Here is a 13,388-nt window from a genome sequence, read left to right as displayed (position 1 = left end):
CACCCTTCTCGGCGGTGTCGCGCGCGGCCGTGGCCAGCTGGTTGGCGGCCTGGGCATTGTCGGCATTCTGCTTCACCGTGGTGGTGATCTCGTGCATCGACGCAGCGGTTTCCTCGATGGATGCCGCCTGCGATTCCGTGCGCTGCGCCAGGTCCTGGCTGCCGGACGAGATTTCGTCCGATGCGGTTTTCACCGATTGCGCCGTGTTGGTCAGGCGGCCGGCGAAGTCGCGCATGCGCTCAGCCATGCCATTGGCACTGTTCTTAAGCTGGCCAAACACGCCGCGATAGTCACCACGTACCGACTTGGTCAGGTCGCCGCCGGCCATGGCACCCATGGTATCGGCCATTTCGCCAGTCATGGTCTGCAGCGTGCCGGCCAGGCGGTTCAGTTCCTGGCTGGTGGAGAGGAAGAAACCGTCCTTGCCCTTTTCATCGATGCGGCCCGACAGGTCACCCTGTGCCACCTTGTTGACCAGCGCAGCGATCTCCTCGCCGGCGACCTTCTCGCGCGCTTCGCGCTCGATGCGACGCTGCTCACTGTCCTGGCGCTGGCGGGCGATGTCGGCTTCGGCCTGTTCGCGAGCGATCATGTTGTCCTTGAAGACCTGCACAGCCTTGGCCATCTGGCCGATCTCGGCGCCGCGTTCGACAAAGGGAATCTCGACGGCAAGGTCGCGGTCGGCCAGGCGCTGCATCGCGCCAGTCATGCGCTGGATCGGGCCGCTGACGCGCCACTGCACGATCAGGAAGCCGAAAATGGTAAAGGCGATGGCGGCGACCAGCAGGGCGCCATCCAGGATCAGGCTTTGCTGCGTCTGTGCCATCTGGGTGTTGGCGCGCTTGATCAGCTCATCCAGCGCCGTGTTGGCGATGGCATTCAGCATGTTGAGGTTGTCGACCACGGCCGGTTGGTATTTCGATAGTTCAACCGGCGAGGGCTTGCCGTTGCTGAGGGCCTTGACGATCGTCTGGCGCTCTTCCCCGATCGGGCCGGAGAAGAATGCCTTTGCGGTATTGACGGTATCACGCAGCGTCGTCGGGGTATCGCTGCGGGTGGCTATATCGCTGACAATTCCCCAGGCGGTCGTGGCGCGACCGGCATCCTCGGCATGCGCCATGCTCTCGGCAATGCCCCAGGTCTGCCCGGCAGACATCGTGGTCAGGATGCGCAGGACCAGCGAGCCGGCATAATTGCGGATCGTCCAGGCATTCTGCTTGACGCTCAGCAACTGATCGACAACCGGGTCGACCAGTTGCAGCGAAGACTCCAGGAAATCGGAGGCGGCCTGCACGGCATCCAGATAACCCTGCGTCACCTTCGGCCATTCCTGCGCGGCCTGCGCATCGCGCTGGGCCTTCGGCTGCGCGATCATGGCCATCATCTTCGGGCGCATGGCATCGACGGCATCGTTCGCCGACTTCAGTTTAGTCAGAATCGCCGGGGCGCCCGGCAGATCGGAAACCGCCGACAGGAGGGCGACGCCAGTTTTGTAGCCGTCCAGCGTGCTGTCTCGCTGTGCAGCAATATTATCCAGGGAATCCTTGGAAGTTGGGGCATCGGCGCGCAGGGAGATCAGGATGTTGCCGCGCTCCAGGCGATGTTGCTGCAGGCTGCGGAAGAAGGCCTGGCTGATCGGGGCAAGCGTCGCCACCCTTTGCGCGGCGCTGTAGCGCTGGACGGCATCATTCAGCGAAACCGCGCTGATGGCGACCAGCATGATGCCCAGAACACCGATGACGAGTCCCAGGGTGGTGCGAATGGAAAAAGTCGGCATGGGTCTTCCCCTTTATGCCCCGTTCTAGGGGGCGTCAGCGGGATTAAATTAGCCGGACCTTGGTGCAATGCACCCGGTTAAATCGTATAGGTTACCAAGATTTAATCCTTACACAGCGCTTGTCGCAGCGGCAATTGAGCCATTGCAGCAACGCGGGACCGGTGCGAACGCCGTTTCAGGCTGTCGCCGGCTCGGCAGCCTCCTGCTGCGCGGCAATCTGTTCCATCTGTGCCGCGGTATCCTGGTTCACCAGATGATCCAGGTCGATGATCGAGACCATGCGGTCATCCCGGGCGACAATCGCGCTGAGGAAGCGGTAATCGGCCGCCATGCCGGTCTCAGGCACGCCCTGCAGGTCATGCTCGGCAATCGACAGGATATCTGACACGGAATCGACCAGCAGGCCGAATGTGCCATTGACCGCCACCACAACGATGACGACATGCATGCTGGTCGGGGTGGTGCGACCACCGCCGAAACGGACACGCAGGTCATAGATCGGCACGATGGTGCCGCGCAGATTGATGATGCCGCGCACGAATTCAGGGGTATTGGGTAGGTTGGTTACCTCGGTCCAGGCGCGGATCTCACGCACGCTCAGGATGTCGATGCCGTAATCCTGGCTGTCGATGGAAAAGGTGAGATATTCGTTGCTGACCGATTGCTCGCCGCCCTGCGAAGTGCCGCGCATCCTCGTCAGGGAGGTGCCGTTGCCGTGATCGCTCGGAGTTGCGGAGAGTTGCATCATGTTTCCTCCTCGGGCCGGCATGCAGACAACAGATCGATGGTTCATCCTTCTATCAAATTGGCGCTCCGGCCGGTACGCAAATTCTGCTTGCATCGTCGCAATTTATTGTCTGATCTAGGGCGATCCGTTCAAGGAGCTTCCTCCGAATCCTGCCGCCTTGAGCCGTCGGCGCGTCCGCGTCGTCCTGCCAATGCCCCTGAAAGGTCCGCTGCCATGCAACTGCCAGTCAATGCCTTCAAGCGCGCGCTGAAAGAGGGGCGCCCTCAGATCGGTTTGTGGTGCTCGCTGTGCAGCAATATCGTGGCCGAGATCGTAGCCACGGCCGGCTTCGACTGGGTGGTTCTGGATACCGAGCATTCGCCGAATGAATTGCCGATGATCCTGCAGCAACTGCAGGCCATGCAGATCGATGCCAATACTGCCAGCCCGGTGGTGCGGCCGGCCTGGAATGATGCCGTACTGATCAAGCGGTTTCTCGATATCGGCTCGCCCAACCTGATCCTGCCCTTCGTGCAGGATGCCGAGGAGGCGCGCCGCGCGGTGGCCGCCACGCGCTACCCGCCGCGCGGCATCCGCGGCGTGTCCGGGTCGCAGCGCGCCAACCGCTATGGCCTGGTGCAGGATTACCATGCCCGCGCTGACAGCGAGATCGGCGTGATCGTGCAGGTCGAGACCGCTGCCGCGTTGAACCGTATCCCGGAAATCGCCAAGGTCGATGGCGTGGATGGCATTTTCATCGGCCCGGCCGACTTGTCGGCCGATCTTGGTCACCTGGGCAACAGCGCACACCCGGAGGCGCAGACGGCCATCATGCGCGGGTTGCAGCTTTGCCAGGCCGCCGGCAAGCCCTGCGGCATCCTGGCGCCGAACGAGGATGACGCGCGGCGCTATCTCGACGCGGGCTTCATGTTTGTCGCCGTCGGTATCGACCAGGGCCTGCTGACGAAGGCAACGCGCGATCTTGCCAGGCGCTTCCGCGGTCATCTTGGCCGTGGCTGATCGTCATCCTTTGCGTCGCACCCAGAAGCGGTAGCAATTGGCGAACAGGTCCGGATTGGCGATTTCCATCTCGGCCCAGTGGTCGAGATTGGTGGCGGTGACGTCGTCGGGGAAGCGCGCCCGGTAGCCGCCCAGCGGTTTGGGCGAACTGAACTCGAATCCCAGGAAATCCAGGCCGGCATTGTCGATCAATCGGCGCAGCTGCTGCGGCGTATAACGGTGTTCCTGGCGATGAAAGACCAGGTCGCGCAGATCGCTGAGCGCATAATAGGCGCTGGATTTTGCCAGATTGACCGCCAGTTGCGGGTCGCGTTTGGGCAGGATGCGGCGGAATTCGCGCACATCCTCCGGGCTGTCTCCCAGACCCAGTTGCGTGATCAGGTCGCGGGCCTTCACCACATCGCGCCGACCGAGCTCGCTGTAGAGCCCCAGCATCATGTACCCGCCGGGTTTCAGCAATCCAACCAGCTGCGCCAGACCGGCGGCCGGATCGCGCAGGTGATGCAGCACGCCAAAGCTTTCGATCACGTCGAAACGCTGCGGGATGCCGCCAATCTTCAGGATATCGGCCTGGGCGAAGTCCACATTGCCGATGCCGATCTCGGTCGCCTTGCGTTTGGCATAGGCCAGGCTGGTACGGCTCAGGTCGATCGCCAGGACTTTCGAGAAGGCATAGCTGGTGGCGGCCAGGATGGCATGCAGGCCGGTGCCGCAGCCGGCCACGAGGATATCGGGGTTGAGGCGTTCCTCTACCGGAATCTGCTGCAGCGGCAGGGCCGTGCGCAGGCGCCCGCTTACCGTCTGCGGCGTGCCGAGGATCGGCTGGTGCCAGCGCGGGAAGGGGCTTTCCTCGTACATTTCCTGCACGGTCTGGCTGGTCTGGTCCTCGATCGGGGTCAGCGCCGGGATGCCGCCCGCGATGCGGAATTCCCCCAGCGGCTCGTCCAGCTGGCTGCGTTTCAGATCGGCGTAGGCGGCCGGCCATGCCGCAGCCGCCAGACTTGCTGCGTCGTGGCGCCGGTATAGCGGCCGGTAGCAGGCATAGACCGCAAACAGCGGCGCATGCTCTGTCGGTGCAAGCGTGTCCAGCGCAGTCGCCAGGCTCTCGATCTGTGCGGTTTCCGAGGTCGTGACCCGGTCGATGTATTCGGCCTGAAAAGCACGGATGGCCAGCAGGCATAACAGCGGCTCATAGCGCTGCAGGGCGGCGCGGTTGCGCAGGGCCAGCGACAGAAAGCCGCGGCGCAATGCCGTCAATCGCCGCTCCAGCGCCGGATGGCTGACCAGGCCGTGTTTCAGCCAGACGGGCAGGGCCGCAATCTGCATCAGGTCTGGGCAGGCGGGGTCGGCCAGTACGGCGCTAGCCTGTTTCTCCGGCAGGTCGTCGATGGGGTTCAGTGCGATGAACAGCGGATCCATGCAGATCGCGCTTTCGATCACTGGCGCCAGGTCGCGCGGCTCGACGCCCGGCGTCCCAAGCAGCGGGAGCACGCTGGTCACCAGTTCGGGGTTGGGCCGTTTCATCCGCACATCCCGCAGCGAACGGGCCAGGCCTGCCTTGTAGCGGATATTGCCTGGCGCCAGCCGGTGCGCAATGCCGAAAAAGCGGATCGCCTGCTTGGCGTCGCCCTTGGTCATCATGGCATAGCCCAGCATGTAGTTGGTTTCGGCATGCTTGGGGCTGGCATTCTGCGCCGTGAACAGCGCGCCGATGGCCGCATCCAGGGCATCTTCGGCAATGAAAATATGGGCAAGGCCAATATAGGCTTCGCAGTATTTCGGATTGAGGGCGATCGCCGCGCCGAAGCTTTTCTTGGCGGCATCGCGGTCGCCGGCGGCCAGCAGGATATGGCCCAGCGTGACGTGGTAATTCTCATAATGGAAATCGACCGCGATGGCCTGCTCGACGAGTTTGCGCGCCATATCCAGTGTGCCGCGCTGGAAGGCGATGTAGCCCTTCAGGTGCAGGGCATCGGCGAAGCCGGGTTCCTGCTTCAGGATGCTGTCGAGGAACGTCTCCGCGTGATCCAGATTCTCCGTTTCGATCGACCGTATGGCGGCCCGCAGCATGGGCAGCAGATGCGCTTTTGCCGCGATTTCGTCGGTGCTTGGGAGTGACATTTCGCTTTGCAGCAGGGGCTCGGGACAGATTAGTCTCTCACATTAAGAGGAACGCCCTGCTGGAGCAAACATAATGAAAACAACGCCAGTTACCGCCGCCGATCTGTCCGCTTCCGTCTTGGCGGTGCCGCCTCTGGCGCGGTATGCGGACCTGACCCTGAACGAAGAGGCGAATCGGCAGCTGATCGGCTATCTCGAGGCCGGCGGGGTGCGCAGCCTGATGTATGGCGGCAATGCGAATTTCTATAATATTTCGGTTGGCGAATATGCCGAGGTGTTGGATTTCCTGGTCGACGCGGCTGGCCCGGATACCTGGCTGATTCCGTCCTTCGGGCCGGATTACGGCAAGCTGATCGATCAGGCCAAGATCCTGCGTGGGTCCAGGGTGCCCACGGCGATGGCGCTGCCGCAGACCTTTCCGGCCACCCCCGAAGGCGTCGAGGTCGGCCTGCGCCGTGCCGCTGTCACCATGGGCAAGCCGCTCATTCTCTATATCAAGGCGGAGAATTACATTGCGCCCGAAGCTGCCGGGCGGCTGATGCGCGAAGGCCTGGTCTGTGCCGTCAAATATGGCGTGGTGCGTGCCGATCCGGCCCAGGACGAGTATCTCGGGCGGTTACTCGATCATGTCGACCCAAAGCTGGTGATCAGCGGCATCGGCGAACGGCCGGCGATCACGCATTTCCGCCAGTTTGGCCTGTCGAGCTTCACCTCCGGCTCGGTCTGCGTCGCGCCGCGTGGTTCGATGGCGATGCTGGCGGCGCTCGGGTGCGGTAACTGGGCCGCGGCCGAGCAATTGCGCGAGGCCTACATTCCGCTGGAAGACCTGCGGGATGGCATCAGTCCGATCCGCACCCTGCATGACGCGGTCACCCTGGCCGGCATCGCCGATATGGGGCCAATGCTGCCGCTGATGAGCGTTCTGGGGCCTGAGCAGCGTGCGAAGGTGAAGCCGGTAGCCCTGGCGCTCAGGGACTGGGATGCGGGCCAGGCCAAGGCCCAGGCGGCAGAATAGGAACGGCGCATGACCGGCGATCGCGCCGGCTGCGGGCATCAATAAAAAAAGCCCCGGTTTGCGCCGGGGCTTTTTTAATGCCGTGATGACTGCCTTAATCGGCCGCGTCTCCGGCTTTTTTCTTTTCTTCCTCGACCAGCTCCTTCTTCGATAGCTTGCCGATCAGGGTCTTGGGCAGGGCCTCGCGGATGTCCATCGCCACCGGCATCTCGTGCTTGCCGAGCTTGTCCTTCAGGAAGTCACGCAACTCATCGAAGGTGAAGGGTTGTGCGCCGGCCTTCAGCTTGATGAAGGCCTTGGCCGACTGGCCGCGATACTGGTCAGGGATGCCGATCACCGTGCATTCCTCGACGGCGGGATGCTCGTAGATCGCCTCCTCGATATTGCGCGGATAGACGTTGAAGCCGCCCGACAGGATCATGTCCTTCTTGCGGTCGACGATGAAGATGTAGCCATCCTCGTCGATGTAGCCGACGTCGCCGGTATGGAAGCGGCCACCGGCAAAAGCCTCGGCCGTTGCTTCCGGCTTGTTCCAGTAACCCTTCATCACGTTCGGTCCGGTGATGCAGATTTCGCCGGTCTGCTTGACGTCCAGCACCTTTAGCGGGTCATCGACATCGACGATCTCGATGGTCACGCCGGGCAGCGGCAGACCGCAGGAGCCTCGTTTGCGCACGCCGCCATAGACCGTCTGGGTGCCGGCCGGCGAGGTTTCAGTCATGCCCCAGCCCTCAATCATCTTGCAGCCGGTGACGTTTTCGAACTTGTCCTGCACCTCGGCCGGCAGCGGCGCGCCGCCGGAGGCGCAGAATTTCAGCGCCGAGAGGTCGTAATCTTTCAGGTTATGCAGGTTGACGATGGCAGCATACATGGTCGGCACGCCCGGGAAGATCGAGATCTTCTTCTTGTGCAGGTCCTCGACCACGGCCTTCAGCTCGAAGCGCGGATGCATGATGAACTCGGCGCCGATGGTCAGCATGCGCAGCAGCACCGCGCTCAGACCATAGATATGGAACATCGGCAGGACCATCAGTACGCGTTCCTTGCCGTCATCCAGCAGGTTCATGTTGCCAGTCCAGCAGGCATACATATGCACCGTCGCCGTGATGTTGCCATGAGTCAGCATGGCGCCCTTGGGCTGGCCGGTGGTGCCGCCGGTATATTGCAGGATCGCCACCTCTTCGGCAGGGTCCTTCACCGGATGCGGGGTGTAGCGGCCGTCATTGGCGATCAGGTCGGCGAAGCGGACATGCTTGTCGTCCTTCGGCACCGCGGCGATTTCCTTGCCCTTGACCAGCGGAAAGAGCAGGTTCTTGGGGAAAGGCAGCACGTCGGGCAGGCGACAGACCACCACCTTCTTCAGGCGAGTGGTGCCGATCATCTTGCCGATATTCGGATACAGCGCCTGCAGGTCCAGCGTGACGATAATGTCTGTCTGGCTGTCCTCGATCTTGTAGCGCAGCTCGCGCTCGGCATCGAGCGGGCTGTAATTCACCACCCGGCCGCCGGCCTTCAGGATGGCGAAGAAGCAGATTACGTAATGCGGCGTGTTGGGCAGGAACAGCCCGACATGCACGCCGGGGCCCACGCCAAGCTGCTGGAAGCCCTTGGCGGCGCGATCGACCAGGTCGGACACTGCCGCGTAGGTGAACCCCTTGCCCATGAAATCCAGGCAGGGCCGCGGCGCGAAACGCGCGACGGCATCGTCCAGCAGGGTCCAGATCGGCCTAGCCTGGAAATTCTGTGCCCAGGTGACCCCGGCCGGATAGGATTTTTCCCAGAACGGTGCGCTCATTATGCTCCCCCTAGACTTCGGCCGGCCGTCACGGGCCGGAGACCAGCCCATTCTAGGAACCGGCCGGCCTCGGCGCAACGTGGCGCTGCGTCAAGCGAATTAGGTTCACCCAGGGCCCCGTCGCCGCTGCCCGCCGGGTTGCGCCCGGCCGCGGCGGCTGGCACACTTGGCAACAGAGTTTCTCTTCCCCGATGAGGCCAGAATGGGCGGCGCCAAGGATATGCGGGCGGAGCGCGACCGGTTTGTCGCCTTTGCCTTCTCCGCTGCCGACCTGATGCTTGAGGTGGCCCCCGACGGCCACATCACTTTTGCGTCCGGCGCGGCCCGGCTGATCGCCGGCTGCGACAGTTCCACGCTGATTGGGCGTAATTTCGCCGCCCTGATCGAGGAATCCGACCGCCATTTCGTGCTCAACCTGCTGGCCGGCCTGACCGTCGGTGCCCGCATCGAGCCGGTCACCGTTCGCCTGCTGACCCTGGAGGGGAAGCCCGGCGCGCTCTGTACGTTGGGTGGTTGCTGCCTGCCGAGCCAGGAAGGCCGGTATTACCTGACCCTGTCGAATGCCCGGCTGCCGCAGGCCGAGACCGCGATCCAGAACAAGCGCGACTACCAGACCGGGCTGCTGACCACCGAGGATTTTGAGGCCCGTGCCGGCGACCGCCTGAAGCTGGCCCGCGACCTTGGCGCCGAGGTCAAGCTCACCCTGGTCGAGATCGTCGGCCTGAAGGATCTGGTGGAAAGCCTGCCGCCGGAAGACAGCCAGACGCTGATGGGCGATGTCGGCGCGCTGATCCGCGCCAAGTCGATCGGCGGTGACACCGCAGGCCGCATCGACCCGGAGAAATATGGCATCCTGCATGCCACGCCGCTGGACCAGGATGCGGTGGCCGAGCAGGTGCGCGGCCTGATCAAGCAGAGCAATGCCGACGCCGCAGCAGCCGCCGACAGGCTGGGCATCCGCGGCGCCACCCTGGATCTTCACGCCAAGGGTATGAGCGATGAGGATGCCGCCAGCGCGATGGCCTATGCCGTTGACCGTTTCGCCGGCGAGGGGGCGGCCAGTTTTACCACGCTGCATTCCACCGAAGACAGCCTGAAGGCCCTGCTGCAGAAAACCGTCTCGCGTGTGCGCGCGCTGCGCTCGGCGGTGTCCAGCCGGCAGTTCAACCTGGTGTTCCAGCCGATCGTGCGGCTGGATACCCGCACCCTGCATCATTACGAGGCGCTGTCGCGTTTCGAGGATGGCGGTTCGCCCTTCGAGACGATCCGGCTGGCCGAAGGCGTGCACATGATCGGCGAGTTCGATCTGGCCGTGGTGCAGCGCGTGGTCGACATGCTGGCCGAGCGCCGCCGCCAGGGCGAGACCATCGACGTGGCGGTCAACCTCTCGGGCCACAGCCTGGAAAGCTCCGTTTTCATGGCCGCCCTGCGCGAAATCCTCGCCGTGGATCCCAGCCTGCGCCGCCAGCTGATCTTCGAGATCACGGAATCGACGCAGATCACCAACATGGTGCATGCCGCCAACGCGGTGCGGCAGCTGCGCGAGGATGGTCATTTCGTCTGTCTCGACGATTTTGGCGCCGGCGCCGCGTCCTTCCCCTATCTGCAGGCGCTGGAGATCGATTACGTCAAGATCGACGGCGCCTATGTGAAGGCGCTGCAGACCCAGGGGCAGGACCGCGACCGCGCCATCCTCAAGGGCATGGTCTGGTTGTGCAAGGAACTCGGCATCGGCACGGTGGCCGAGATGGTCGAAACCGAGGACCAGGCGCGCCTGCTGCTCGATTTCGGCATCGATTACGGCCAGGGTTACCTGTTCGGCCGGCCCGAACCCGACCCCAAGCTGGAGCCGCTACGGCTCGACGACGTGCCGGGCAACCACCGCAAGCCCAGCGACATCAGGCTGAAGCGCGGCTAGCCGCGCAGTTCCACCTTGCCGTGATCCAGCACGACCACGTCGCGCTCCACCAGCCGGGCGCGGAACGACACGATATTGTCGTCGCGCCAGATTTCCGTGTGGATCGTCTCGCTCGGGAAGACCGGCGCGGTGAAGCGCGCCTCGATATGGGCGATCATGGCTGGATCATGATTGCAGGCTGCCTTCACCACGGCGCGCACGGCATGGCCATAGGTGCACAGGCCATGCAGGATCGGGCGCGGAAAGCCGGCCGCCTTGGCGAAGGCCGGATCGGCATGCAGCGGATTGCGGTCGCCGCACAGCCGGTAAAACAGCGCCTGGTTCGGCTGGGTCTTCGCCGTCACGCCGGCATCGGGCTGGCGCTCGGGGATGGCATGCGGCGCCGGCGGGCCTTCGCCCGGGGCGCGGACCGGGCCGCCGAAGCCGCCATCGCCGCGCGCGAACACGGTGGAGAGCAGGGTGACCAGCTTCTCACCGCTGGCGGCATCGCTCAGCGTGTTCTCGGTCAGCATGATCGCGCCCTTGCCGGCGCCCTTGTCGAACACGTCGCGGATGCGCAGCTTGGCTTTGATCCGGCCGCTCGGCGGCAGCGGCTTGTGGATGGTCACGCGCTGCTCACCATGCACCACCATCACGAAATTGATGCCGGTCTGCGGCGCCCAGCTGTCGTCCCAGGCGATTACGGTGGCCAGGCTGGGCAGGGCGCGCAGGCCCTTTTCGTAGACGAAGGGCAGTTCGTCGGCATCCATCGGATCATGCCCCATGCCGACGCTAAGCGCGTAGAGCATGGTATCGCGTTCGCTATAGGCGAATTCACGCTCGGGCAGATCGAGGCGCATCAGTTCGTCATAGACAATCGGCATGGTTCCTCCGTAAATCTTTGCCCGACTCTAGCCGCGCCGCAGAGCGCAGACCAGCCTTGACGTTACGGCAGGGCGATTGGGAGGAATAATGGCCTACGCAACCTTCGATTTTGCGGTCGAGAACCATATCGCCCGCATCAGCTTCAACCGGCCCGACAAGGCCAATGCCATGGTGCTGCCCTTCTGGCAGGAAATGGTGGACGTTTTCGCCGAAATCGAGGACCGCCCGGAGATCCGTGCCGTGGTGATCGCCTCGACGGGCAAGCATTTCACCGGCGGGCTGGACCTTTCGGCCTTCGCCAATATCGCCGGCGAGATGATGCAGGGCGACCGCGGCCGGGTCGGCGAGCAGATGCGCCGCACGGTGGCCGAGATGCAGGAAACCTTCGCCGTGATCGACCGCTGCCGGGTGCCGGTGCTGGCGGCAATCCAGGGCGGCTGCATCGGCGGCGGCGTCGACCTGATCTCGGCCTGCGACATGCGCTATTGCACGAACGACGCCTGGTTCTGCATCCAGGAAATCAACATCGGCATGACCGCCGATGTCGGCACGCTGCAGCGCCTGCCGCACCTGATGCCCTCGGGTCTGGTGCGCGAACTGGCCTATACCGGTCGCCGCATGCCGGCCGAGGAAGCCTTCCGCTGCGGCCTGGTGAACGCCACCTATGCCACGCAGGACGAGATGCTGGCCGCCGTGCTGGAAATCGCCAAGGCCATCGCGTCGAAATCGCCGCTGGCGGTGCATGGCAGCAAGGAAATGCTGAACTACACCCGCGACCATGACACGGCCGATGCCCTGAACTACATGCAGGTCTGGCAGGCCGGCATGTTCCTGACCCAGGATCTGATGGAGCAGATGCAGGCCAACCAGCAGAAGCGCGAAGCGAAATTCGCCGACCTGCTGCCGGCCAAGAAGATCGTGCGCCGCCGTCGATAGGTTTCAGTCGACGCCCAGCACCTTCCAGATGCCTTCCGAGGCGAGCACCACGCGCTCGCCGACCTTGGCCTCGCCCTGCACGAAGATGATGCTGCGGGTCTGGCGCACGATGCGGCCGCGCATTTCCATCCAGTCGCCGGGTTTCACCGCGCCGATGAACTGGTTGTTCAGCGAAATGGTGGCGCAGGCGCGCCGCTCCACGGCGTCCCAGACCAGCCAGCCCAGCATGTGGTCGGCAAAGGTCATCAGCATGCCGCCATGCACGACGCCACGCGAATTGGTATGGCGCTCCTCGGCCAGGAGGCCATAGGTCGAACTGCCGTCTTCCTCGCGGCGGACCCAGACCGGACCAACGATCCGGGTGAAAGGGCCCTGGCCGTGGCGCTGTTTCCAGCCGGCGGTGACGGGATCGAAAGTCATCGCGAATCTGTCCGTTTTGTATGCATGCGCTGCGATTGAGCAGGAGAGGCTGAGTCCATGCAAGCCTTCCTGCAGGGTTTCCGCTGCGTCACAGCTTGCGCGGCGCGAATGCCGGTCCTAACCTCTTGACCGATTTGAGGGAGAGAAACGCCATGGATCTCGAATTCACGGCCGGGGAACGCGCTTTCCGCGAGGAGGTGCGCGGTTTCATCCGCGACAGCCTGCCGCCGGCGCTGGCCGAGAAAACCCGTCGCATGACCCATCTGGGCCGCGAGGATTTCGTCACCTGGCACCGCATCCTGAACCAGCGCGGCTGGGGCGCACCGGGCTGGCCGAAGGAATATGGCGGCCCGGGCTGGACGCCGATCCAGCGTTACATCTTCGACGAGGAATGCGCCGCCGCCGATGCGCCGCCCCTGCTGCCATTTGGCATCGCCATGGTCGGCCCGGTGATCTACACCTTCGGCACCGAGCAGCAGAAGCAGCATTACCTGCCGCGCATCCTCAACATGGATGACTGGTGGTGCCAGGGCTATTCCGAGCCGGGCTCGGGCTCCGATCTCGCCAGCCTGCGCACCAAGGCCGAGAGCGATGGCGACCATTACGTCGTCAATGGCCACAAGATCTGGACCACCCAGGCGCATTACGCAAACATGATGTTCTGCCTGGTGCGCACCGATCCGAACGCCAAGCCGCAGGAGGGGATCTCCTTCCTGCTGATCGACATGAACACGCCTGGCATCACCGTGCGGCCGATCATCTCCATCGATGAAGGCCATGGCGTGAACGAGGTGT

Annotated in this window: 11 protein-coding genes; 5 read left to right on the top strand and 6 right to left on the bottom strand. The window is 63.8% G+C overall.

Going from position 1 to position 13,388, the window contains the following annotated elements; genetic code table 11:
* Nucleotides 1-1,777: methyl-accepting chemotaxis protein (locus Q1J79_RS20180; RefSeq protein ID WP_300304275.1), on the bottom strand; the 1,777-nt coding region annotated here is incomplete at its 3' end.
* A gap of 175 nt (nucleotides 1,778-1,952) precedes the next feature.
* On the bottom strand, nucleotides 1,953-2,525 hold the full coding sequence (locus Q1J79_RS20175) for a chemotaxis protein CheW (RefSeq protein WP_300304272.1): 573 nt from the start codon (nucleotides 2,523-2,525) through the stop codon (nucleotides 1,953-1,955).
* 213 nt (nucleotides 2,526-2,738) lie between these two features.
* On the opposite strand from Q1J79_RS20175, the gene Q1J79_RS20170 reads away from it, so the two are divergent.
* Entirely contained in the window at nucleotides 2,739-3,524 is a 786-nt protein-coding gene (locus Q1J79_RS20170) for an HpcH/HpaI aldolase/citrate lyase family protein (RefSeq protein WP_300304269.1), read from the top strand.
* Nucleotides 3,525-3,527: 3 nt separating this feature from the next.
* On the opposite strand, the gene Q1J79_RS20165 is transcribed toward Q1J79_RS20170, so the two are convergent.
* Nucleotides 3,528-5,645, bottom strand: coding sequence for a class I SAM-dependent methyltransferase (locus tag Q1J79_RS20165; RefSeq protein ID WP_300304266.1), 2,118 nt, complete (start codon nucleotides 5,643-5,645; stop codon nucleotides 3,528-3,530).
* A gap of 73 nt (nucleotides 5,646-5,718) precedes the next feature.
* On the opposite strand from Q1J79_RS20165, the gene Q1J79_RS20160 reads away from it, so the two are divergent.
* Entirely contained in the window at nucleotides 5,719-6,660 is a 942-nt protein-coding gene (locus Q1J79_RS20160; RefSeq protein ID WP_300304263.1) for a dihydrodipicolinate synthase family protein, read from the top strand.
* A 94-nt stretch (nucleotides 6,661-6,754) separates the two neighbouring features.
* On the opposite strand, the gene Q1J79_RS20155 is transcribed toward Q1J79_RS20160, so the two are convergent.
* On the bottom strand, nucleotides 6,755-8,455 hold the full coding sequence (locus tag Q1J79_RS20155) for an AMP-binding protein (RefSeq protein WP_300304260.1): 1,701 nt from the start codon (nucleotides 8,453-8,455) through the stop codon (nucleotides 6,755-6,757).
* 202 nt (nucleotides 8,456-8,657) lie between these two features.
* Between Q1J79_RS20155 and Q1J79_RS20150 the strand changes: the two genes are divergently transcribed.
* Complete coding sequence (locus Q1J79_RS20150) at nucleotides 8,658-10,373, top strand: EAL domain-containing protein (protein ID WP_300304257.1); 1,716 nt, start codon at nucleotides 8,658-8,660, stop codon at nucleotides 10,371-10,373.
* Here the strand turns inward: Q1J79_RS20150 and Q1J79_RS20145 are convergent.
* Entirely contained in the window at nucleotides 10,370-11,236 is an 867-nt protein-coding gene (locus tag Q1J79_RS20145) for a MaoC/PaaZ C-terminal domain-containing protein (RefSeq protein WP_300304254.1), read from the bottom strand. The two genes, Q1J79_RS20150 and Q1J79_RS20145, sit on opposite strands and share 4 nt — an antisense overlap.
* Nucleotides 11,237-11,324: 88 nt before the next feature.
* Here Q1J79_RS20145 and Q1J79_RS20140 point away from each other — a divergent pair, with 88 nt between their 5' ends.
* Nucleotides 11,325-12,173: a crotonase/enoyl-CoA hydratase family protein gene (locus tag Q1J79_RS20140; protein ID WP_300304251.1), complete on the top strand. Its 849-nt coding sequence runs from the start codon at nucleotides 11,325-11,327 to the stop codon at nucleotides 12,171-12,173.
* 3 nt (nucleotides 12,174-12,176) lie between these two features.
* On the opposite strand, the gene Q1J79_RS20135 is transcribed toward Q1J79_RS20140, so the two are convergent.
* Nucleotides 12,177-12,593, bottom strand: a complete 417-nt coding sequence (locus tag Q1J79_RS20135; protein ID WP_300304248.1) for a PaaI family thioesterase — start codon at nucleotides 12,591-12,593, stop codon at nucleotides 12,177-12,179.
* A 152-nt stretch (nucleotides 12,594-12,745) separates the two neighbouring features.
* On the opposite strand from Q1J79_RS20135, the gene Q1J79_RS20130 reads away from it, so the two are divergent.
* Nucleotides 12,746-13,388, top strand: a 643-nt coding sequence (locus tag Q1J79_RS20130; protein WP_300304245.1) for an acyl-CoA dehydrogenase family protein, incomplete at its 3' end; no start/stop codon positions are given.

The organism is Ferrovibrio sp. (genome assembly GCF_029255545.1).
Taxonomy (GTDB): domain Bacteria; phylum Pseudomonadota; class Alphaproteobacteria; order Ferrovibrionales; family Ferrovibrionaceae; genus Ferrovibrio.
The sequence above is the reverse complement of the archived record's forward strand: the minus strand, read 5'-3'. Positions and strand labels throughout refer to the sequence as shown.